The sequence below is a fragment of the Actinomycetota bacterium genome (genome assembly GCA_030684515.1).
Classification (GTDB): Bacteria; Actinomycetota; Actinomycetes; order S36-B12; family S36-B12; genus UBA11398.
In genome coordinates this window covers 191,443-213,122 of sequence record JAUXVJ010000002.1, presented here as the reverse complement: position 1 = coordinate 213,122, position 21,680 = coordinate 191,443, and the positions used below count along the sequence as shown (strand labels likewise).

Annotated in this window: 26 protein-coding genes and 1 pseudogene; 11 read left to right on the top strand and 16 right to left on the bottom strand. The window is 60.3% G+C overall.

What is annotated here, in order from left to right; translation table 11 throughout:
• Window positions 1-13: 13 nt before the first annotated feature.
• Complete coding sequence (locus Q8M73_01240) at window positions 14-904, bottom strand: alpha/beta hydrolase (protein MDP2287176.1); 891 nt, start codon at window positions 902-904, stop codon at window positions 14-16.
• Window positions 905-974: 70 nt separating this feature from the next.
• Between Q8M73_01240 and Q8M73_01235 the strand changes: the two genes are divergently transcribed.
• Window positions 975-1,196, top strand: a complete 222-nt coding sequence (locus Q8M73_01235; protein MDP2287175.1) for a DUF3107 domain-containing protein — start codon at window positions 975-977, stop codon at window positions 1,194-1,196.
• 210 nt (window positions 1,197-1,406) lie between these two features.
• A pseudogene (locus tag Q8M73_01230) lies at window positions 1,407-2,633 on the top strand (DEAD/DEAH box helicase).
• 178 nt (window positions 2,634-2,811) lie between these two features.
• Here the strand turns inward: Q8M73_01230 and Q8M73_01225 are convergent.
• Window positions 2,812-3,570, bottom strand: a complete 759-nt coding sequence (locus tag Q8M73_01225) for a ParA family protein (protein MDP2287174.1) — start codon at window positions 3,568-3,570, stop codon at window positions 2,812-2,814.
• Between the two features lie 74 nt (window positions 3,571-3,644).
• Here Q8M73_01225 and Q8M73_01220 point away from each other — a divergent pair, with 74 nt between their 5' ends.
• The 4 genes from Q8M73_01220 to Q8M73_01205 all read left to right on the top strand — a co-directional run bounded on the left by Q8M73_01220 (window position 3,645) and on the right by Q8M73_01205 (window position 7,025).
• Complete coding sequence (locus tag Q8M73_01220) at window positions 3,645-4,022, top strand: ATP-binding protein (GenBank protein ID MDP2287173.1); 378 nt, start codon at window positions 3,645-3,647, stop codon at window positions 4,020-4,022.
• Between the two features lie 63 nt (window positions 4,023-4,085).
• Window positions 4,086-5,333, top strand: a complete 1,248-nt coding sequence (locus tag Q8M73_01215) for a CBS domain-containing protein (protein ID MDP2287172.1) — start codon at window positions 4,086-4,088, stop codon at window positions 5,331-5,333.
• Window positions 5,326-5,865 carry a DUF1003 domain-containing protein gene (locus Q8M73_01210; GenBank protein ID MDP2287171.1) on the top strand — a complete coding sequence of 180 codons (540 nt, stop codon included), beginning with the start codon at window positions 5,326-5,328 and terminating at the stop codon, window positions 5,863-5,865. Before Q8M73_01215 ends, Q8M73_01210 begins: the two co-directional genes overlap by 8 nt.
• Before the next feature lie 23 nt (window positions 5,866-5,888).
• Window positions 5,889-7,025, top strand: coding sequence for a P-loop NTPase (locus Q8M73_01205; GenBank protein ID MDP2287170.1), 1,137 nt, complete (start codon window positions 5,889-5,891; stop codon window positions 7,023-7,025).
• A gap of 6 nt (window positions 7,026-7,031) precedes the next feature.
• Here Q8M73_01205 and Q8M73_01200 read toward each other — a convergent pair whose 3' ends face one another.
• Window positions 7,032-7,349 (bottom strand): twin-arginine translocase TatA/TatE family subunit, encoded by a 318-nt coding sequence (locus Q8M73_01200; protein ID MDP2287169.1) that lies wholly within the window; start codon window positions 7,347-7,349, stop codon window positions 7,032-7,034.
• 19 nt (window positions 7,350-7,368) lie between these two features.
• A complete protein-coding gene (locus Q8M73_01195; protein MDP2287168.1) occupies window positions 7,369-8,526 on the bottom strand; it encodes a trypsin-like peptidase domain-containing protein in 1,158 nt (385 codons plus the stop codon).
• A 194-nt stretch (window positions 8,527-8,720) separates the two neighbouring features.
• On the opposite strand from Q8M73_01195, the gene Q8M73_01190 reads away from it, so the two are divergent.
• On the top strand, window positions 8,721-9,266 hold the full coding sequence (locus tag Q8M73_01190) for an O-methyltransferase (protein ID MDP2287167.1): 546 nt from the start codon (window positions 8,721-8,723) through the stop codon (window positions 9,264-9,266).
• A gap of 57 nt (window positions 9,267-9,323) precedes the next feature.
• Here the strand turns inward: Q8M73_01190 and Q8M73_01185 are convergent, their stop codons facing one another.
• Genes Q8M73_01185 through Q8M73_01175 form a run of 3 tightly spaced genes read right to left on the bottom strand, consistent with a single transcriptional unit; the run spans window position 9,324 to window position 10,251 of the window.
• Entirely contained in the window at window positions 9,324-9,491 is a 168-nt protein-coding gene (locus tag Q8M73_01185) for a DUF3117 domain-containing protein (protein ID MDP2287166.1), read from the bottom strand.
• Window positions 9,492-9,551: 60 nt separating this feature from the next.
• The gene (locus tag Q8M73_01180; protein ID MDP2287165.1) at window positions 9,552-10,025 is read right to left on the bottom strand and encodes an SRPBCC family protein; all 474 of its coding nucleotides are present in this window, start codon (window positions 10,023-10,025) and stop codon (window positions 9,552-9,554) included.
• Window positions 10,018-10,251 (bottom strand): DivIVA domain-containing protein, encoded by a 234-nt coding sequence (locus Q8M73_01175; protein ID MDP2287164.1) that lies wholly within the window; start codon window positions 10,249-10,251, stop codon window positions 10,018-10,020. The genes Q8M73_01180 and Q8M73_01175 overlap by 8 nt, the downstream gene beginning before the upstream one ends.
• Window positions 10,252-10,319: 68 nt before the next feature.
• Here Q8M73_01175 and folP point away from each other — a divergent pair, with 68 nt between their 5' ends.
• Together folP and Q8M73_01165 are read left to right on the top strand one after the other, a co-directional pair.
• Entirely contained in the window at window positions 10,320-11,198 is an 879-nt protein-coding gene (gene folP / locus Q8M73_01170; GenBank protein ID MDP2287163.1) for a dihydropteroate synthase, read from the top strand.
• A 109-nt stretch (window positions 11,199-11,307) separates the two neighbouring features.
• The gene (locus tag Q8M73_01165) at window positions 11,308-11,820 is read left to right on the top strand and encodes a hypothetical protein (GenBank protein MDP2287162.1); all 513 of its coding nucleotides are present in this window, start codon (window positions 11,308-11,310) and stop codon (window positions 11,818-11,820) included.
• Here the strand turns inward: Q8M73_01165 and Q8M73_01160 are convergent.
• Window positions 11,817-12,386, bottom strand: coding sequence for a TIGR00730 family Rossman fold protein (locus Q8M73_01160; GenBank protein MDP2287161.1), 570 nt, complete (start codon window positions 12,384-12,386; stop codon window positions 11,817-11,819). The genes Q8M73_01165 and Q8M73_01160 overlap by 4 nt on opposite strands.
• A gap of 105 nt (window positions 12,387-12,491) precedes the next feature.
• Between Q8M73_01160 and Q8M73_01155 the strand changes: the two genes are divergently transcribed.
• On the top strand, window positions 12,492-13,037 hold the full coding sequence (locus tag Q8M73_01155; GenBank protein ID MDP2287160.1) for a YceI family protein: 546 nt from the start codon (window positions 12,492-12,494) through the stop codon (window positions 13,035-13,037).
• Here the strand turns inward: Q8M73_01155 and dapE are convergent.
• Window positions 13,027-14,088 carry a succinyl-diaminopimelate desuccinylase gene (gene dapE, locus Q8M73_01150; GenBank protein MDP2287159.1) on the bottom strand — a complete coding sequence of 354 codons (1,062 nt, stop codon included), beginning with the start codon at window positions 14,086-14,088 and terminating at the stop codon, window positions 13,027-13,029. The genes Q8M73_01155 and dapE overlap by 11 nt on opposite strands.
• Window positions 14,089-14,106: 18 nt before the next feature.
• Here dapE and dapD point away from each other — a divergent pair, with 18 nt between their 5' ends.
• On the top strand, window positions 14,107-15,057 hold the full coding sequence (dapD, locus tag Q8M73_01145; GenBank protein ID MDP2287158.1) for a 2,3,4,5-tetrahydropyridine-2,6-dicarboxylate N-succinyltransferase: 951 nt from the start codon (window positions 14,107-14,109) through the stop codon (window positions 15,055-15,057).
• A 78-nt stretch (window positions 15,058-15,135) separates the two neighbouring features.
• Here dapD and Q8M73_01140 read toward each other — a convergent pair whose 3' ends face one another.
• The 7 genes from Q8M73_01140 to mshB all read right to left on the bottom strand — a co-directional run bounded on the left by Q8M73_01140 (window position 15,136) and on the right by mshB (window position 21,660).
• The gene (locus Q8M73_01140) at window positions 15,136-16,419 is read right to left on the bottom strand and encodes a citrate synthase (GenBank protein MDP2287157.1); all 1,284 of its coding nucleotides are present in this window, start codon (window positions 16,417-16,419) and stop codon (window positions 15,136-15,138) included.
• A gap of 75 nt (window positions 16,420-16,494) precedes the next feature.
• The gene (gene dapC / locus Q8M73_01135; protein ID MDP2287156.1) at window positions 16,495-17,580 is read right to left on the bottom strand and encodes a succinyldiaminopimelate transaminase; all 1,086 of its coding nucleotides are present in this window, start codon (window positions 17,578-17,580) and stop codon (window positions 16,495-16,497) included.
• 2 nt (window positions 17,581-17,582) lie between these two features.
• The gene (locus Q8M73_01130; protein ID MDP2287155.1) at window positions 17,583-17,909 is read right to left on the bottom strand and encodes a ferredoxin family protein; all 327 of its coding nucleotides are present in this window, start codon (window positions 17,907-17,909) and stop codon (window positions 17,583-17,585) included.
• Between the two features lie 67 nt (window positions 17,910-17,976).
• Entirely contained in the window at window positions 17,977-19,830 is a 1,854-nt protein-coding gene (locus Q8M73_01125) for a VanW family protein (GenBank protein MDP2287154.1), read from the bottom strand.
• A 54-nt stretch (window positions 19,831-19,884) separates the two neighbouring features.
• Window positions 19,885-20,385: a flavin reductase family protein gene (locus Q8M73_01120; protein ID MDP2287153.1), complete on the bottom strand. Its 501-nt coding sequence runs from the start codon at window positions 20,383-20,385 to the stop codon at window positions 19,885-19,887.
• Window positions 20,378-20,776: a DUF6113 family protein gene (locus Q8M73_01115; GenBank protein MDP2287152.1), complete on the bottom strand. Its 399-nt coding sequence runs from the start codon at window positions 20,774-20,776 to the stop codon at window positions 20,378-20,380. The genes Q8M73_01120 and Q8M73_01115 overlap by 8 nt, the downstream gene beginning before the upstream one ends.
• On the bottom strand, window positions 20,773-21,660 hold the full coding sequence (gene mshB / locus Q8M73_01110) for an N-acetyl-1-D-myo-inositol-2-amino-2-deoxy-alpha-D-glucopyranoside deacetylase (protein MDP2287151.1): 888 nt from the start codon (window positions 21,658-21,660) through the stop codon (window positions 20,773-20,775). Before mshB ends, Q8M73_01115 begins: the two co-directional genes overlap by 4 nt.
• Window positions 21,661-21,680: the final 20 nt, after the last annotated feature.

Sequence of the window (21,680 nt, the reverse complement as noted above, 5' to 3'; positions counted from 1 at the left end):
TGGGGATAACGGATTAGCCGAAACGCTTGATCCATGCATCCGCGACGATCTGCGGATGCTCCAACTGCGATACATGTCCTGAGTCCGATAGCACCATCACCTGCGCGTGCTTGAAATGCTTGGTGCTCTTCACTGCACCGTGCGGATTGACGAGCAGATCCTGACGGCCATAGATCAGCAAGGTCTTGGCCTGCACAAGCTCTGCGAGCTTCCATGGTCGCCGAGGGCCCGGATCCAAATAGGTCTTCAGCAGACCACGTAGCGACTGCAGAAATGCATCGCTCGAATAGGGCAAGGCTCCATAGGCAGTCGCGGCTTCCACTGCTTCCTCAAATCGCTCCGGCGGAACGCAGCTTGGATCGGCGAAGCATGTCTTGAAGGTCGTCTGCACTCGCGTTGCCACATCGACCTTGGCCGAGCGTGCGGACAGCGACTCACCCAGGCCCGGGATTCCCAACAATGGCAGAACGATGTTCGTCCTATTGGGCCGAACCTCTGGCAAGGCTGGAGAGATGAGTGTGAGGGACTTGACGAGTTCAGGGCGTCGGGCTGCCAATTGCAGGGACGCGGCTCCGCCAAGTGAGTTGCCAAAGAGGTGGACTTCGCGGCCGCCGAGTTCCTCATCAATGAATTGCGCCACTGCCTTGGCATGGCCGAGCGGGGAATAGTCGCCGTCTCGAGGCGGTGGCGACTGGCCGAAGCCATTGAGGTCAGGGGCCCAGCCCTCCACTTCGCCCTGGAGCAAGCCCATGAGGTCGGTCCAGTTTGTCGATGCGCCACCGAGCCCATGGACATAGACGGCGGTCGCGGCACCGGCCTTCGCGCTTGGGGCATGCCGCACGCTCAAGGTTCGCCCTTGGAGGAATACGTCCGTTGCTGGCCACGGCGGCAGTAATGCTGACACCCCGCAAGGTTAGCGAGAATGTCCAGACTGACACGATGTGCACCTGAGCACTGAACAAGAGGGGCAATACATGGAGATCAAGATCGGCGTCACCTACTCATCACGCGAGATCGCCCTCGACAGCGAAGACAAGCCCGCCGATGTTGCCAAGCTCGTTGACGCGGCCATTGCCAGCGGTGGAGTGCTCAAGTTGACCGATGACAAGGGACGCACCGTTCTCGTTCCGGCTGAGAAGATCGCCTACATAGAAATCGGGCCGGGCACCAGCCGCAAGGTCGGCTTCGGCCACTAGAGCCATGGCCTGAGAAATCGAGCCCTACCAGCACTCCCGCTCAGCCAAGGGCTCCTGGAGCCCGCATGGCTACACTTGGCATTCATCGTGTCGATAAGGGCAATTGGTCTTCCGTCACACGAGTAGACCCTGGGAGTCACCCTGAGTACCTCATCAACTGTTGATCCGACACATGCACCCACGTTTGCAGAGCTCGGTACGGATCCCACGATCGTCGCTGCGCTCCTTGAGGATGGAATAGAGCGCGCATTTCCGATTCAGGAGATGTGCCTGTCCATGGCCTTTGAAGGTCGCGACATCATCGGTCAGGCCAAGACCGGCACGGGCAAGACACTCGGCTTTGGCATCCCGCTGCTGCAGCGCGTTGATCTCGAAGGTGACCGCGATCGCCCACAGGCCTTGGTCATCTGTCCCACGCGTGAGCTCGGACTTCAGGTTGCCACCGACCTCGAGCGCGCTGGGCGCCTGCGCGGTGTTCGCGTGCTCGCTGTGTACGGCGGCCGTGCCTATGAGCCGCAGATCGAAGCGTTGAAGAACGGCATTGACGTCGTCGTCGGTACCCCCGGACGAATCATCGACCTTTCCAACCGGCGCGACCTTGATCTGAGCGCCGTGCGTGTTCTCGTACTTGACGAGGCTGACGAGATGCTCGACATGGGCTTCCTGCCTGACGTTGAGCGCATCGTTTCTGCTGTGCCCGCAAAGCGACAGACCATGCTGTTCTCGGCAACGATGCCGGGCCAGATCGTCAATCTCGCGCGCCGGTACATGACACAACCCACGCACATTCGCGCAAGCGATCCAGGCGACGAGAGCGCGACAGTTGACGCCATCGAGCAGCATGTCTGGCGCGCTCATCCCCTGGACAAGATTGAAATCGTTGCGCGGATCCTGCAGGCCGAGAGCCGTCAATTGGCGATGATCTTCACCCGCACAAAGCGCAAAGCTCAGAAGATCGCCGACGACCTCACCGAGCGTGGATTTGCTGTCGGCAGTGTGCACGGTGACCTTGGCCAAGGAGCGCGCGAGCAAGCCCTGCGCGCCTTCCGCAATGGCAAGGTCGACATCCTCGTGGCCACCGATGTGGCTGCACGGGGCATCGACGTGGACAACGTCACTCACGTCATCAACTTCGAATGCCCTGACGATGAGAAGACCTACCTGCATCGAATTGGGCGCACAGGTCGTGCCGGCAATTCCGGCGTTGCCGTCACCTTGGTTGACTGGGAAGACATCGCTCGCTGGCAGATGATTGATCGCGCTTTGAAACTGCCGTTCAAGGATCCGATCGAGACCTACTCAACGAGCGATCACATCTTCACTGGTCTGAACATTCCGGCTGGCACCACTGGCACCTTGCCCAAGGCCGGGCGCACTCGCGAAGGTCTGGGCGCAGAGAATGTGGAAGACATTGGCGAGACAGGCAAGAAGCCGAAGCAATCCAGTCAGCCTTCTCGCTCGCAGCATCAGGACAAGCCACGCAAGCATGAGCAGCGCAGCCACTCAAAGCCGGCCGCAACTGCGAAAACTGACGATCCCGCACTCAAGGCTGAGAGCAAGGCCCGTCAACGCCGACGTACGCGCAGCGGCAAGCCTGCAGTAAAGCCCGAGTGATTCAGTTCGCCTGATCCACCAGAGCCTGGGCTAGCGCTCGGTAGTCACGCGCACCAACGCTGTTTGGTGCCGTCGAAAGGACCGTGCGACCAACTGCTGGCGCCTCGGCGAACCTGATGGATCGGTGAATCGCCGGCAGGACATTGACGTGATATCGCTCGGGCAGATCGCTGAGCACTGCCCGCGCATGCAGGGTTCGCCCGTCGTATTGCGTCGGAATGATGCCGGCGATCTTCAATTTCGGATTGACGTAGTTGCGCACTTCTTCAATGGTCTGCAGCAACTGGCCCACCCCACGATGAGAGAGCGTTTCGCATTGCAGCGGGATGGCGACGGCATTGGCCGCGATCAAGGCGCCGATGGTGACGATGCCAAGTGACGGCGCGCAATCCAGAAGAATCCAGTCGTATTCAGACTGCAGTGGCTTGAGCGCGTTGCGCACTGCGAGCTCGCGACCTTTGGTCGAAGCCAGCGCCGCATCAGCGTCGGCGAGTCCGATGCTTGCAGGCAGCAGATCAACTCCATCGTCGGTCCGGATCAGCGCTTGAGTCGCTTCGGCTCCGTTGACGAGCACTCCACGGACATCACGTTGAAGATCCTCGGGATCGATGCCCAGACTGAAAGTCGCGCACGCTTGGGCATCGAGATCAACGACGAGAACACGCCGACCCATCTCGGCCATCGCTGCTGCCACGGTCACGACTGAAGTGGTCTTTCCGACTCCGCCCTTCTGATTTGCAAATGCAAGGACCCGGGCCATGGCCATATTGTGTCGCCACGCTGCAGGCTCGGCATTGATCCCTCCACCCGCGGACAGTGGCTACTCTGAAAAGCATGCGTTTTGTGCACGAGCTGGAACATGAGCCCTCGGCGCTGCGACCCGCCCGCAACGCGCTCGAGGCTTGGTGTGTGGCACAGGGAGTCGATCCTGAATCGATCGTCATCATGGCCAATGAGTTGTGCACGAATGCCATTCGCGATGGCAAGGGACCAGTGACCCTGAGTGGAAGTTGCTCGACGCAGTGGCTGAGCATCAGCGTGCAGCAACGGGGAAGTGTCAGCCTGGCCATGCCTCCGCGCGCTTGGGCCCTTGAACTGCGAATCGCGGGTAGAGGACTGCGCATGGTCGACTCGCTAGCGCAGAGTTGGGGCTGGCAGACCACTGCAGATCAGACCCTCGTCTGGGCGCGCATTGCTCGTGTCAGCTCGTAAGCCGCGCCAAGTGCGGGTCCGCGCCTGAACAGGCCGCAGTGCTTTCGACGGTAACCTGTCTGGGTGACGACAAGCGCAACGCGGGTATTCCTCGCCCGCCTAGCGGGGGTACGGGTATTCGACCCCAATGGCGAACAGCTCGGCAAGGTGCGCGACAGCATCATCGTCCTGCGCACGACTGCTGCACCGCGACTGACTGGTCTCGTCGTTGAGGTTCAGGCCCGCCGAAGGATCTTCGTGCCGATCTCCAAGGTCACTTCGATCGATGCGAACCAAATCATTGTGACGGGCGTGGTGAATCTGCGCCGATTCGAGAAGCGTCCCAATGAGACCCTCCTGACGGCAGAGCTGCTGGATCGCAATGTCGATCTGCTTGCCACTGGTGAGCAGGTGTCAATCGTCGACGTGGGCGTGGAGCTCGATCGCACCCATGACTGGAGCGTGACCCAACTCTTCATCCAGCTCGGATCCAGCGGCTTCCGTCGCCGTGGTGAACGCAAAGTCGTCAGCTGGCAGGAAGTCAGCGGACTGTCGCTGTCGAATGTCGATCAGGGTGCAAGCGCGATGATCGCCAGCATCGGCACTCTGCGAGCCGCAGACATCGCAGCACTTCTGCACGAACTGTCGTCCAAGCGACGCCTGGAGGTCGCGCGCGAACTTGATGACGATCGCCTCGCAGACGTCCTGGAAGAGCTCCCCGAGGACGACCGCGTAGAACTCGTACAGCTACTCGATGTCGAACGCGCCGCCGATGTGCTGGAGGACATGGATCCAGACGATGCGGCTGACTTGCTGTCGGAGCTGCCGCCCGAGCGCGCGGCGGACCTTCTGCGCCGCATGGAGCCCGAAGAGGCCGAGGACATCCGGCGTCTGCTCTCCTACGACGAACTCAGCGCCGGCGGCATGATGACCACCGAGCCAGTTGTGCTTTCTCCCGACGCCACGGTCGCTGATGCACTGGCACAGATCCGCAACCCCGATGTTTCACCGGCCTTGGCCTCACAGGTGTACGTCACACGAAGTCCAACTGAGACGCCCACCGGGCGCTATCTCGGGACATGTCATTTTCAGCGACTGCTGCGCGAGCCGCCAGCAACCCTGGTGTCCTCGCTGGTCGACTCCGACTTGGTGCCAGTACACCCTGAGGCCCCGCTCAGTGAGGTCACGCGCACATTTGCTGCCTACAACCTTGTTGCGCTGCCCGTGGTGGATCAGAACGGCCATCTGCTGGGTGCTGTGACCGTTGACGACGTGATCGACCACATGCTGCCTGAGGATTGGCGCGAGAACGACGGGGATGAGCATGGTTAGCCGTCCCTCGCGCAAGATTCGCGGCATCGATCAGCCGATGGAGCGCGGAATGTCGCTGCGCGGCAACTACGACCCGGAGCGCTTCGGGGCAGTGTCAGAAAAGGTCGCTCGATACATCGGCTCGTGGAGATTCATCGCCTGGATGTCCGTGGCGATCGCTCTATGGGTGCTGATCAACACGATCGGGCCAGAGGACTGGCATGTCGACCCATTCCCCTTCATCTTCTTGACCTTGCTGCTGTCCTTGCAGGCCTCATACGCGGCTCCTCTGATCCTGCTGGCTCAGAATCGTCAGTCCGACCGCGACCGGGTGCAGTACCAGGAAGACCGACTGCGAACTGAGCGGCTCCTAGCCGACAGCGACTACCTGGCGCGCGAGATCGCCGCCTTGCGCCTGGCTTTGGGCGAGGTGGCCACTCGTGACTACATCAGAGGCGAACTGCGCGACATGGTCTCGGATTTGCGCGATCACATCGACTCCATGGACCTCGAAGAGCGACCCAAGCCGCGGGACCGCAAGCGCGAGCGCTGATCGACCCGCCTAGCATCATGTCTATGCAACCCAATCTTGAGGCGATTCACGCTGCCCTTGCCACTGTGCAGGACCCGGAGATCCACCGTCCCATCACCGAGCTCGGCATGGTCAAGTCTGTAGAGGCCGATTCCAGCGGTGCCACCAAGATCGGCATCTTCCTGACGGTTTCCGGCTGTCCTATGAAGGACACCATCACCGAGCGCGTGACACTCGCTGTTTCCGCCATTGCCGGCGTCACCAGTGTTGCAGTTGAACTCGACGTGATGAGCGACGAACAACGGGCCGGCCTGAAGACTCTGCTTCGCGGCGCCGATGCCCGCGAGATCATCTTCAACAAGCCCGGTTCCACCACCCGCGTCTACGCCATCGCTTCGGGCAAGGGTGGAGTCGGCAAGTCATCTGTGACGGCAAACCTGGCAGCCGCCATGGTCGACATGGGATTGTCCGTTGGCCTGGTTGACGCAGATGTCTACGGACACTCGATCCCACGCATGCTTGATGCACTCGACGCACCGACGATGGTCGAAGGCATGATCATGCCGCCCACCGGCTACGGCGTCCGGGTGATTTCGATGCTGGCATTCAAGCCCGGTGGCGTCACCCAGCCCGTGGCTTTCAGAGGTCCGATGCTGCATCGGGCCCTCGAGCAATTTCTTGCAGATGTGTGGTGGGGGGACTTGGAGGTTCTGCTGCTGGACCTGCCACCAGGCACCGGCGATATCGCCATCTCCACCGCGCAGTTGCTGCCTGGGGCGGAACTTGTCATCGTGACCACACCTCAGATGGCTGCTGCCGACGTTGCAGTGCGTGCCGGCACCTTGGCCGAACAGACACACCAAAAGGTCGTCGGCGTCATCGAGAACATGAGCAGTTTTCCCTGCCCCCACTGCGGAGAGCCGATTGATCTCTTCGGTGCCGGTGGCGGACAGCTCGTGGCTCATCAGATCGGCAAGGTGCTCGGCACTGAAGTTCCACTTCTTGGTCAGATCCCGTTCGATGTCGCGCTCCGCGAGGGCGGCGACGATGGTCGACCACTGGTGCTCAGCCATCCCGATGCGCCGGCATCGATCGCTCTGCGCGCGATTGCCGAACGCCTTGGCATGCGGCCACGCGGTCTTGCAGGAATGTCACTGGGTCTGACGCCTGCAGGGCGCTAAAAGCGTCTAGGTGGCGTCGGGGTCGAAACTGGGGCGCGAATCTGAGCTTTTCGGCGCCGGCTTGGTCGCTGGCTCTTCGCGCATGATCGTGCTGGCCAGCCGTTTTGGATGAAGGTCAGCCAGACCCTTCACTGTGTCCATCGCCTCGTTGATATCCAGCCCGGCTGAATCAGCGAGATCCTGCTTGGCAGTGGACGCCATCGTACGAATCTGCTTGAGGAATCTGGCGCCGTCAGCTGCAGCTTTGGGAAGTCGATCAGGCCCGAAAATCAGCAGACCGATGACCCCAAGCATGAGAATCTCGCCAATGCCAATATCGAACACGTTTCTAGCCTAACCCTGCTCAGCCCTTGCCTGATGCCGAGCCAAGAGTGACGGTCGCAGTCCTCGGATCACTGTCGCGCTCATACGAGACGGTGATCTTCTCACCCGGAGCATTGTCGCGAATCGCCACAACAAGCTCGGTCGCATCGCGAATAGCTCGCCCATTGACGGCGGTGATGACGTCACCCACTTCCAGACCAGCAGCCGCAGCCGCGCTGGATGCCGTGACCTTGCTGAGCTTCGCACCGACCCCTGAGAAGTTGATGTCAAGAGAAACACCAATCACTGGCGTGCGCGAGTCACCCGTGGCGATGATTTCCTCAGCTATGCGCTTGGCCGAGTTCACCGGAATAGCAAAGCCAAGCCCAATGCTGCCACTGTCTCCAGTGGACGCCATCGTGGCGATCGCTGAATTGATGCCGGTCACCTGTCCGCTGGAGTTCAACAGCGGTCCACCTGAATTTCCTGGATTGATGGCTGCGTCAGTTTGGATGGCATTGATGAACGAGGCTTCACCGTCACCCCCGGTGGTCACCGGCCGATTGATGGCGCTGACGATTCCCGCGGTCACCGTGCCTGCGAGCCCAAGCGGAGCGCCGATGGCGATAACTGAATCCCCGACGTGCACGGCATCTGAATTGCCAAGTGTGACTGACGGAAGGTCTTTGCGACTGACTTTGACAACCGCGAGGTCATAAGCCGGGTTCGTCCCCACGACCTCGCCAGATGCCTTGGTGCCATCGTTGAAGACGACGCCCAACTTGCCGCCATCGCCGAGGAGTCCAACAACATGGTTGTTGGTGAGGATGTACCCATCTGAGCGCAGTACAAAGCCGGAGCCACTTCCAGATCTGGATTCTCCTTCAACCACTATCGAGACCACTGATGGCAGCACGGCAGCCACGACTTCAGCCACTGAACCCGCAGCTGGCGGCGAGAGTTCAGCCGGGGCCTGTGGCAGAGCAATGGACGAGGCTGTGGAAGTCGTCGTGTTGTCGGCCTGAGTCCCAATGAAGTAGCCCCCGACGCCTGCGCCAAGGCCGACGACTGCAGCCGTGAGAGCTGCAACGAGCACGGTGCCGGCCACGCCGAGTCCACGCTTGGCCACGATCGGCACGAAGGTCGGGGGCTCGGGAAGGGACTCTGCAACCGGTTGGGTGCCAGACTCGGTCGACATGGGTGCAGACTCCTCGCTCGATGGTTGGTCAGACAGCTTCGAGCGTAGACGCGTTAGGCTGCAGCCAATTCTCACACCCGTGGAGGTGCGCCATCACATCGTCCCCCCTGCCATCGAAGGCATCTTGGAACTACGCCGATGAATGGCTCGATGAATCCGAGCAGATTCGCGCTGCTCGCGACAAGGCTGGCGAATTGGGATGCAGTCCCGTCGCGCCGTCAACAGCGCACACCTTGCGCGTGCTGGCCAAGGCAATCAACGCTGAGAGCGTTGTTGAGGTAGGCACCGGCGCCGGTGTCTCGGGCGCTGCACTTCTGTCCGGAATGTCAGCCGAGGGCGTGCTCACGTCAATTGACAATGAAGCCGAGGTTCAGCGACTTGCTCGCGAGACCTTGAACAATCTCGGGTACGACCATATTCGGGCCCGCCTCATCACAGGACGCGCGCTCGACGTGCTCCCACGCCTCACAGAGGGCGCCTACGACCTGGTGTTCATCGATGGCGATCGAACCGAGTACCCGGCCGCCCTCGTCCTTGCCAAGCGGCTCCTGCGCGACGGAGGTCTGGTGGCCTTCGACAGCATGCTGACCGAGGGAAGTATCGGCGATTCGTCGAGCCGCAACCCTGAGGCCGTGGCCTTGCGCGATGTGGCACACGCTCTTCGCGACGATGACAACTGGATCCCAGCCCTGCTCACGGTGGGTTCGGGCTTGCTGATAGCCATCAAGGTCGCTGAGTAACTGCACCGGGCAAAGCAAAAGGGCTGAGGAAATCCTCAGCCCTTTTCTTTTGTTGATTCAGGCAAAGACTGCAAGCAGGCTGTTACCGAGATTCTTGGCTTCTTCGGCGTTGAGCTCTACTACGAGCCGACCACCGCCCTCAAGTGGTACGCGCATGACATAGCCACGCCCCTCCTTGGTGACCTCGAGCGGGCCATCGCCCGTTCGTGGCTTCATCGCGGCCATCGCGTCCCCTTTCGTCTGGGGACCCATTATTCCGCTTCGAGTGCGCCAGCGCACCACCGGTCAGGGTTTTGGGGCCTTTGGCAGGATTCCTTGCTCAATCAGCGCGCCAAGTTTGCGCAGCGAATGGTTCACTCCGGCGACGAAAGCCGGGCGCACTACAGGCCAACCCAGCTTGCCGACGAAGCCAAGCGGCAGGTCAAGATCTTCACTCCACAGAAATCGCGAACGACCGTCGGACAGAGCCACGACCTCCATCACGCCCGTGCCGCGCACAAAACGTCCGGTGTGCACAACGTCAACTCGATACGGGGCATCCCAGCGTGTGATGGTCATGGTGTCGAGAAACCCAAGGGGAAACCCCAGATGAACTCCAGTGAATGCGCTCAGTTCTGAGCCGAGCGATCGACCGTCGCCCACGACGACATCGACTCGGGTGCCAAGCATCCACTCCCCTTGCGAGGGCCAATCAGTGAACGCCGCAAAGACCACATCTACTGGCGCCTGAATATCAACGCTGGCTCGTACTTCACTCAAAGCGTGTGTGCTCCTGTCGTAATCGTTCGTTCTCGGCTCGCAGTTCTTGGATTGCGGCATCGACCTCGTCCATTCGATATCCGCGAAGCACCACATCGAAACGCGGATCCTGGGCGTCACCTTCTGGCCGAAGATCAACGACAGCTTCCGGCAGCCCACCTTGGCGACCAACAAGGAGCAGCGCGATCCCAACGATCACAGCGATGGCAAGAAACACGGCGGTCATAGGACTATCTCACCACGAGTGGGAGACCCATGGACGCCTGGCCAAGGCTGAGATGTCAGGCTGGTCTCATGCCGAATCCTGGCCCACTCATTCTGGGCGCTCAGCACATCGATATCCAGGACCGCGCAATCATGGCGATCGTCAATCGCACCAAGGACTCCTTCTTCAAGGGCGGCTCAACCTTCGCCGACCATGACGCAATGGCAGCTGTCACTACGGCCGTCGAGGCTGGGGCCCAAGTCATTGATATCGGCGGAGTGAAAGCCGGGCCAGGCGAGGAAGTTGACCCCTTCGAAGAGATTCAGCGGACGGCGGCATTTGTCGGCCAGGTGCGCTCAGCCTTTCCGGATGTTGTCATCAGCGTTGATACCTGGCGCGCAGAAGTGGGACGAGCTGTCTGCCAGGAGGGCGCCGATCTTCTCAACGACGCATGGGGCGGAGTCGACCCTGCTCTTGCCGAGGTCGCAGCGGAGTATGACGTCGGACTCGTCTGCACGCACGCTGGAGGCCAGCAACCCCGCACTCGGCCGCATCGCATTCAGTACACCGACGTGATGGCAACGATCGTTGACTACACCTGTGGCCTTGCCGAGCGTGCCGTCGAACTTGGCGTTCGGCCAGATCGGATCCTGATTGATCCTGGCCATGACTTCGGCAAGAACACCGCACATTCACTGGAGGCGACTCGCCGACTGGCTGAGATGGTCGAGACAGGCTGGCCAGTGTTGGTCTCGTTGTCGCGAAAGGACTTTGTAGGCGAGGCGCTAGGGCTCACCGACCCTAATGATCGCCTGTTCGGCACTCTGGCCACAACGGCAATCTCTTCGCTGCTCGGTGCTCGGATGTATCGCGTGCATGATGTTTCGGTAACGCGACAAACTCTGGACATGGAAAGAGCAATCGCTGGAGCGCAGCGACCGCGCTTGGCCCGGCGCGGACTCGCCTAGTACCTGAGGTTTTACGGCCTCCATACACGTCCGCAGCGCTCTCCCAACATTGCATTGTTCTTCTTCTCCCGGAGCAGATCTCTCGACTGCACAAGGAATAGGAGTTCACATGAACCGCAACAAGCACCTCACCCGTGTTGCTGCAGGACTCGCACTTGGCGCACTCGCCAGCGTGGGAGCGGTCGGCATTGCACAGTCCGCGAATGCTGTATCGAGCAAGGATCAGAGTGCGAGTTCAGCACAGAATGCACATGAAGGCCCGCGAGGCAATCGAGGCCACGGTGGGCCTGGCGGTCCAGAGCGAGGAGGGCGCGGAGCGCCAGTGCACAGTGAACTCGTGGTGAAACTTGCCGATGGGTCATTTCAGACGCGAGTTGGCATCTCAGGAACCGTGACCGCAGTGAGTTCAGCCTCAATCACGGTCAAGGCTGCAGATGGCTACAGCGCGAACTTCGCTGTGAGCAGCACGACCCAGATTCTGGTTGCAGGCAAGGCTGCGACGATTGCTGAACTGAAGGTGGGAGACACCGCCAACATTCATGGCATCAAGAGCGGGACATCAATCACGGCAGAGACCATTCGCACAGGCACACCACTGGCTGCAAAGACATCAGGCTCTTAGGGCTGAGCAAAGAAATCAGCAGTGGCCCAGGAGGACTCGATCGCGTCACAAGCCTGGTGAACTGAGGTCGTCCACACTAACTGGGCCACTGCATGCTCCTTCACAAAACCAAGTCCCTGCCAGTGGGCGACTTGTGCGCGCAGCAGCGCAAAATCACCCCAAGGGTCAAGGACCACCACCGGTTTGTCATGCATGCGCAGGTGCCGAGAGGTCCACACCTCCATCAGCTCCTCCAGAGTGCCGATGCCACCAGGCAAGGCCAGGAAGGCGTCGGCTCGGTCGTCCATGATCGCCTTGCGCTCGCGCATTGTTGACGTCACGATCAATTCATCAGAATCGTGGTCGGCAACCTCATAGTCGACTAGAGCCTGCGGAATCACCCCAATCGTGCGAGCACCACCACGGCGAGTTGCCTGAGCCACCGCCCCCATCATCGATTGGGACCCACCACCTGAAACCAAAGTCCACGATCGTGCGGCGATCTCACGACCCACCTCGGCCGCCAACTGGACATATTGGTCTGGAATCTGCGGGCTTGAGGCGCAATACACGCAGACGGAGGGCATTCCTCAAGCCTATGGGCAGGCCGATTTGCAGGAATCCATTTTTAGTTGTACCTTCAACTAATTGCTTGAACGTTCAACTTTCTCCGCCAACCTTGAAAGGCAGTCATGACAGACTTCAGCGCAACCACCGGAACCTGGGTCATCGACCCGACGCACACGACCATTGGATTCTCAGCCCGCCACGCAATGGTGGCCAAGGTCCGAGGCAACTTCACTGAGTTCACCGGCTCCTTCACGCTGGACGGCGAAGTTCCCGAGAGCTCCTCAGCCGAGCTGCTTGTGCAGTCCGCAAGCCTGACCACCCAGAACGCTGACCGCGACGCGCATCTGAAGAGTGCTGACTTCTTGAACGTGGAGGCCAACCCGACGCTGAGTTTCAAGTCGACTGGGGTCAACATCAAGGGATCTGACACCTTCGTCGTCACCGGTGACCTCACCATCGGCAGTGTCACAAAGAGCATTGACGTCGAGTTTGAACTGATCGGTGTGAGCAAGGATCCATGGGGCGGCACCCGTATCGGCTTCGAAGGCCAGACCGAGATCACCCGTAAGGACTTCGGCCTGGTGTGGAATGTCGCGCTTGAGGCCGGCGGCGTACTTGTCGGCGAGAAGGTCAAGCTCAATCTCGACGTTGAGGCCGTCAAGCAGTAAGCCACCGCAGCAGTCGCTCATGGCAACTGCGCAACTGCGCAACCGACACCCACTCATCCACTGCGTGGGCGATGCTCGGATCCCCCGGTCCAAAATTCAGGGCCGGGGTTCCGAGCGCGGTGAAGCGCGCGACATCCGTCCAGCCGTATTTTGGCTGTGGGGTAACGCCTATCGCGTCAACGAACGCAGCAGCAGCCGGCAGATCCAGGCCTGGCCGGGCCGCATCGGCCTCGTCGACGAACTGCACATCAAAGCCTTCGAACACTGACTCCACATGGCCCTTTGCCTCGTCCAATGAGCGATCCGGCGCGAAGCGATAGTTGACGGTCACGACGCATTCGTCGGGAATCACGTTACCGGCGATTCCGCCCTTGATGCCGACAGCATTCAGGCCTTCGTGAAAGCGAAGGCCGTCCACATCTGGCTCACGAGCCTGGTAGTTCTGCAAGCGGGCGAGCACTTCTCCTGCCGCATGCACGGCGTTGACGCCCATCCAGGAACGAGCGCTGTGCGAGCGAATACCGCTGAGCCGAATCTCTGCTCGCAAGGTGCCTTGGCACCCTGCCTCGATCCCGGCATTGGATGGCTCCATCAAGATTGCAAGCGATGCGTCAAGCAACTCAGGTCTTGCGTTCACGACCTTCTGCAGACCATTGAACTGCGAGGCAACTTCTTCACACTCATAGAACACGTACGTCACGTCGCGCACCGGCTCGGACACATTGGCGGCCAGGGCCAGCGCAATCGCCAGCCCACCCTTCATATCGCAAGCGCCAAGCCCATAAAGACGATCGCCTTCGAAACGATGCTGCAGCCTTCCGGCGCTTGGCACCGTGTCCAGGTGCCCGCCAATCAGCACTCGATCTGATCGCCCCAGTTCAGTGCGAGCCACAATGGTGTTGCCAAGACGGAGAAGATTCAGATGTGCGCAATCAGCAAGGGCCGACTCAACAAGATCCGCGAGTTCTGCTTCATCATGCGACTGTGAAGGCACGTCGATGATCGCAGCGGCAAGGGCGACGACATCTGTTGACAGATCCAAGGCGGGCACACGGATACGGTAGTCGCCATGTCATCCTCAACTGTTGATCTGTCCGCCGTCACTGGTCCTGCGTCGGCCATAGGCCTTGCCACCGTGGTCGGCGACGAGATCCTGGACGTCTGGTACCCAGCGCCAGCATTGACGGCGCTACCCACCGATGTGAGCGGCCTGGCAAGCGCGATCAATGACGATGCAATTCGTGGCGTACACGTTCAGACGATCCTGACGACAATTGCCGATCTTGCCGCCCCACCAGTGAACACCGCTGATGTGTTTCTTCGGCTGCACCTGCTGTCACACCGACTCGTGCGCCCGCGGACCATCAACCTCGATGGCGTCTTCGGACTATTGAACAACGTGGCCTGGACCTCGCTGGGCCCCGTCCCCGTTGATCGTCTGAATGAGACACGTTTGCGCGCGCGCACCAAGGGCCAGCACGTCACTGTCTATGGAGTCGACAAGTTTCCACGCATGGTCGACTACGTCGTACCCAGCGGAGTGCGCATCGCCGATGCTGATCGGGTCCGCCTTGGAGCCCACGTCGGATCCGGCACGACGGTCATGCATGAAGGCTTCATCAACTTCAACGCGGGAACTCTAGGCACGTCGATGATTGAAGGACGAGTGTCTGCGGGTGTCATCGTTGGCGAAGGATCCGATGTCGGTGGTGGCGCGTCAATCATGGGCACTCTGTCTGGCGGCGGCAAGGAAGTCGTCACCATCGGCGCGGGCAGCCTGATAGGCGCTAATGCCGGGGTCGGGTTGAGCCTGGGCAACAACTCCATTGTGGAGGCCGGGCTCTACGTCACTGCGGGCTCCAAGGTGACCATGCCTGATGGATCTGTTGCCAAGGCCCGCGAGGTCTCGGGTGCTGACAATCTGCTCTTCCGCCGCAATTCGCAGTCGGGAGCAATCGAGGTGGTCTCTCGCACCGGCTCGTGGGGCGGGCTGAACGCCGCACTGCACGCCAACGACTGAGGAAGCACCTTTGGCCATACATGAAGAAGACCGCCCATTGGGCGGTCTTCTTCTTTAGGAAGTTCTTGAGGCTGCTACCTAGCGGGCAGCTAGTGGCGTGTAGTCGCGGACATCGGAGCCGATGTAGACCTGACGGGGCCGACCGATCTTGGTGTCGGTGTCCTCAATCATTTCGCGCCACTGCGAAACCCACCCCGGGAGACGCCCAAGGGCGAACATCACTGTGAACATGTCCGTGGGGAAGCCCATCGCCTTGTAGAGGATTCCGGTATAGAAGTCCACATTCGGGTAGAGCTTGCGCGAGACGAAGAAGTCGTCTGCCAGAGCGGTCTCTTCCAGCTGGCGGGCAATGCTGAGCAGTGGGTCATGAACACCCAGCGCAGCGAGCACCGAATCGACATGGCCTTTGACGATCGCAGCGCGAGGGTCATAGCTCTTGTAGACACGGTGGCCAAAGCCCATGAGCTTCACACCGTCTTCACGGTTCTTGACCTTGCGCACGAACTCAGCAACATCACCGCCGGAGTCTGCGATCTCCTGCAGCATCTCCATGACAGCTTGGTTGGCACCGCCGTGCAATGGACCAAAGAGCGCGTTCACTCCGGCTGACACGGATGCGTAGACATTGGCGTTGGCCGAGCCGACCATGCGCACAGTCGACGTTGAGCAGTTCTGCTCGTGATCTGCATGCAGCAGCAGGAGCGTGTCAACCGCGCTGACAACGGCTGGGTTGAGGGTGTAGTCCTCACCAGCAGTGCCGAAAGTCATCGTCAGGAAGTTTGCGACGTACCCAAGTGATGGATCGGGATCAACGAACTTCTCGCCAAGGGAATGCTTGTAGGCGTACGCGGCGATGGTGGGAAGCGCACCAAGAAGTCGGAAGGTTGAGATTTCGACCTGATCCTTTTCGAAGGGGTCCAATTCATCCTGGTAGTAGGTCGACAAAGCGGAGACAGCCGCAGACAGAATCGACATCGGATGCGCATCGCGAGGGAAGCCCGCATAGAGAGCCTTGAGGCCCTCAGGCACGACGAGGTACTTGTTGATCTCGGCTTCAAATTCAGCAAGCGCCGCCGCCGTAGGCAGTTCTCCGTAGATGAGGAGGTAGGCGGTCTCCAGGAACGTTGACTGTTCGGCGAGCTGCTCGATCGGATATCCGCGATAACGCAGGATGCCGGCATCGCCATCAATGAAGGTGATGGCCGACGAACAGGCTGCGGTATTGAGGAATCCGATGTCAAAGGTCACATGACCTGTGGTCTTCATGAAGGGGGCGATGTTCAAACCAGGTTCACCTACGGTTGACGTGACCTCTGGGAGGTCGAGCTCGCCACCTGGGTACTTCACTGCGTATTCAGACACGTCTTCTCCTTCTCGGCGAGCCGACACTACAGACTGCTGTTCATGCTGCGCTATCCCGGTGCACAGTGGGGAGAGTCACAAGGCCAACCGGGCTGGGACTTGGGCTATCGCCTCGTCGGTGGCAGTCAGTGCAATTCTCACATGATGGGCACCTGCTTGGCCATAAAAGTCGCCAGGAGTGACGAGCACCCCGCGCTCAGCAAACCAGGCAACGGTCTGCCAGCAGGGCTCACCACGAGTGGTCCAGAGATACAAGCCCGCAGCGCTGTCGTCAACCACAAATCCGGCTTCGATGAGGGCGGCTTTGAGCATCTGGCGTCGCCTGCCATAACGCTCATGCTGCACGAGCACATGGGCATCATCCGCATAGGCGACAGCAGCCGCATGCTGCACTGGCGCCGGGACCATCAACCCCCCGTGCTTGCGCACTTCCAGCAATTGCTTCACCAATGCCGGGTCACCCGCGATGAAGCCAAACCGGTAGCCAGCGAAATTGGATCGCTTCGATAGAGAATGCAGGGCCAGTACGCCGTCATGACTGGGTCCGCATACCGAAGGGTGCAGGACTGACACAGGTTGGGCATCCCACGCCAGTTCGTAGTAGCACTCATCGCTTGCGACGATGGCGCCGATCTTTCGCGCGTGATCGACGATGGACTTCATGCGTTCAGCGCTCAGGACGTGACCAGTGGGGTTGGCTGGGGTGTTGAGCCAAATCAACGCGGCGTCGAAGATCGACTCGGGTTGGTCGGTAGCCGTGACTCTCGCCCCACTGAGCGCTCCACCGACCGCGTACGTGGGATAGGCCACGCGTGGAATGACAATGTGATCATCGGCGCCCAGCCCAAGCAGGGTTGGCAGCCAGGCAACGGCTTCTTTGGAACCGATCGTCGGAAGAATCGACTGCGGGTCCACGTCTGCGCCAAGAATTCGTTGCATCCACGCGGCACAGGAGGCCCGCACCTCAAGAGTGCCGTGCGCAGTGGGATAGCCCGGGGCATTTGCTGCATCGATCAAGGCCTGCTGGATTATTGCGGGCGTTGGATCAACGGGAGTTCCTACTGACAGATCAACGATCCCAAGCGGATGAGTAGCGGCTTGACGCGAATAAGGGGCCAAGAGATCCCAAGGGAAGTCCGGGAGCTTATGAGCCCTTCCCATGTCTATTCTTCGTGCTCCTGAGGAGGCAGGGCAGTCACCATCGGGACATCAAAGGTCTGAGGGCCAAGTTTTGCGGCACCTCCTGGCGAACCAAGTTCAACGAAGAAGTCGACATTGGCCTGGGTATATGCGGTCCATTCCTCGGGCACATCGTCCTCGTAGTAGATGGCCTCTACCGGACACACAGGCTCACAGGCACCACAGTCAACGCATTCATCGGCTTGGATGTAGAGCATCCGATCGCCTTCATAAATGCAGTCAACCGGACATTCTTCAATGCATGCCTTGTCCTTGAGATCGACACATGGCAGTGCGATGACGTAGGTCACCTAAGCCTCCAGTTCAACGGGGTGAGCGCAGCCAAACTTACACAACCCGCAGAGTGCTTCGAACCGACTACCGGCTCAAAGGGCCAGAACGTGACGTAACTCCCGGAATTGCCGGCGCACCATCTCCTGTTCCGGGCGTCGGGCTCGGGCTCTTGGTGGGCTTCTTTGACCCTGAGGCGCTCGGCGAAGGGCTTGGCTTGAAGGTGGTGCCGGGCTTCTTCTCCTTGCCACAGATCACCGCTGGCGAGGGCTTGTACTTGGTGTGGATCGTCTCGCGCTTCACTTCAACACCATCCTTGTAGAAGACCCGATCGACATCGATATCGAAGCCCTCCATGCCGCCTTGTCCCAGGCAGGTCGGGGACTGGTCGTAGATCGTCTTGAACGGCACGATGTTGGTGCGTGGCCCTGACTCAGCCTTGATGTCACTGTATTCAGGGGTGCCCCAGATCGAGACGGTGATCGAAGTCGAACCGGCTGAAGCCTGGAGATAGACGGCGTTGGGATAGGGATTCTTGAACTTCATGTCAAAGATTCCCCAAGCGACCGTGGCTTCCAGACCCGCCTTGTAGCGCGAGATGAAGATGGAGTGGGCAATAACCTGCACCGGCTCCATGCCGGCATAGAAGGCCGCCGTCCAAGTCGCTGTCACTGCAGTTGACACTCCGCCGCCGAGTTCTTCGGCGAAGACGCCGCCTGGCCCGATCACGAAGCCAACGGTGTAGCCGTTCTCCGCTGTGCGTTCCTTGATGGTCTCGTTCATTGAATAGGTCTCGCCCGGCATCACGACGGTGCCATTGATGCGGCGCGCCGCTTCGCCAATGTTCTGCTTGCGGTATGCGGCGTAGGGAAAGGCCTGAGTGAAGGTCGAAAGACGTTCCTTCACTCCAAGCTGCTGTGCTTGTTCAGTGGTGAGCTGCGGTTCGCGAACGCCGACGGTCACAGTGGCGGTGCGATCAGGAGGATTTCTGTCAATGACCTCGCCGACCGCTGTGGAGAGCTCTTCATCGGAAACTCCTTTGCCGACCTTGCTCGGCACGATGACAGGTGAGCCGTTCTCAATGACGAAGGTCGCGTCACGCCCAGGCGTCTCGACAGTAGCGATCTGCTCGGCAATCGCCTTGTGCAGCACGGCACCATCCAGGATCGGCTGCAACTCACCGCCCTGCGCAGCAAAAGTCAACGAGCGTGCGATTGCTCGCGGTCCCAGTCGCGCCGAAATGCCGTCAACCTGCACGAGCACGGGGGCGCTCACCGCTTGCGCAGCAACGTCTTTCGCCGCAGCGAGTGAGTCATCAGACACTGTGGGATTTGCAGCAACCGGTGCCACGGTCACGGAAGTAGCACCTGAAGCGAATGCATTGACGATTGCCGAGGCTGCTGCAGCATCGTCGATCTCGCGACCAGCCTCGCCGGGAATCGCAACGGGCCTCAAGCCCTTCATGTCGATCATCGGTTCCACCGGTGGACTGTCAATCACTGTTGCAATCGCGTCGACCTGTGCGGTCAAGCTGTCCTGATCAACGTCAACGACCGGCTGAATCTCGCGAGTTGCGAACAAGCCGGTGAAGATCGCAAGTGGGTTCCAAGTGCGTGATGAGGCTTGCGCCACCGTCGCGGAAGTGTTCAACCTCAGCCCCGCGTCTGCGGGCAGCACAGCGAAGTTCCGCTTAGCGCTCTTCACGTTGATTGGCGTCGTCTGGTAAGTGGCCAGGCCCTTGTCCAATGCGGCCGTGGCCTCCGCCGTGGACATGCCGCCGATTTCAACACCCAGGACCGAAGTGCCACGAGAGATGCCTGAACCCGCTAGCAGCACGGCACCGACATAGGCGGCGAGAAGTACGCCAACCGTCCCAAGTCCGATCAGGATCCACCGGCGAGTAGACCCCACTGGCCACTGCCAGTGGCTCTGCTCACTCACGAACGTAACCTCCGGGACTCAATGGATAGTGGTCCGATCGTAAGCGACGACTGATCAGGAACTCGGCAAGCCGAGAAAGCGGCCCTTCCAGAACAGCAGGGGTACTGCTTCTTCCTCGGCAATCCTGAGCTTGTGGACAGCCCCGATGACGATGTCATGGTCTCCGGCGCTGACCATCGAATCAATCTCGCATTCGATCCAGCCAAGCGCGCCTGTGACCAATGGCACTCCCCGCTCGCTGCGCTCGTGCGGAACGTCGGCGAATTGGTCGGTAAGGGGCCGGCCTCGCAGCGAGAACCAGCGGGCGAAGTGAACGGCGCTCTCTGGGAGCACGGATACCGCAAAGCTGTCTGTGAGCTTCAGGGCCTCATGGAAGCGCGAGGACCGCTCAACGCAGAACAGCACCAGCAGTGGGTCCAGCGACAAGGATGCGAAGGAGTTGGTGGTCATCGCATGATCCACGCCACCTGCGACAGCAGAAACGACAGCCACTCCCGTGGCGTAGCGACCAGCCACCGTTCGTAAGGATTGTGCGTGGAGCTCCAGCTCACGCATTGATGGGCTCGAATCCGGGCTCCACCCGTTCGTGGATCACTGGGAATGTTGCTGCAGCAGTGCCCAAGATGACGCCCCCAAGCAGATACACCCACTGGCGTCCGCCACCGGACAAGGCCACATCACCTGAAGGTGACTCTGCTGCCATCACGATCGTGGCGATGATCCATCCGCTGAGCAGCACCGAACCACCCCAACGGCTTTCCACGAGCCAGGTTGCCCCTCTGATCACCGCGACCAGCACGAGAACGACGAACACCATTCCCCAAGGGATGACCAGCAGACCCCATGGGACAGAAACGATGATTCGATCGGCTTGGATGAAGGCTCCGATCACACCAACAAGCAGGCCCACCAGGAAGACCCCTACAAACTGAAGCGTGCGGATCACGCATCGACTCCGGCGAACAAGTCTCGCTCGCGGCCGTCGACCAACTCGCCTGGATCGCCGGCAACCAGACGAAAGTACTCGTGAGCAAACATCTCAAGTCCTGCGCTGTCAGCGAGCGCGAGAAAGCCTCCTGAGGTGCTGATTTGGGTCGCATGCGCACGAAGGGCATCGAATTTGCGGATGACATAGTCGCTCGCATCGATCTCAGTGGTAATCAGATCGTCATCGGTGACGAAAGGCGGCAGGTCGTCCGGATCCATCTCAGCAAAGCCATCGGTGTGACCAGCCGCGCGTAGCGCGATGATCCCCGCCCGCACATTGCGGCGTGACATCGCCGTCCAGTAGAACTTGGAAATCCGCCACGCCTCGCCTAGCTCAGGATGGAAGCCAGCAATGCTGGCCAAGGCCACGGCGTAATGGGTCACGCGGTGGGCCTGAAGGTGATCTGGGTGCCCGTAGCCGCCGAAGTCGTCATAGGTCACGACCACCTGCGGTCGAACCTCGCGGATTACCTTGACCAACTCAAGTGCCGCCTCGAGCAGGTCCGCTCGCCAGAAACTGGCCGGGTTGTCATTTGGGGGCGTGCCGATCATCCCCGAATCGCGGAAGTGACCAGGACCACCCAGCAGGCGCCAATCCGTGATGCCCAGGGCAGCCATGGACGCCGCCAACTCCTGCTGGCGGTGCTCGCCCAGCCGATCTTCCTTGTCTGCGGCCAGATGAGCGACATCGGGAATCAGGATTTCGCCCTCCTCACCCAGGGTGCACGTCACGAGAGTCACCTCAGCACCCTCGGCGGCGTACTTGGCCATGCTGCCTCCGGTGCCAATGCACTCGTCATCAGGATGCGCATGGACCAAGAGGAGTCTGCGAGTCACATGCAGACGGTACATGCGGCAGCATG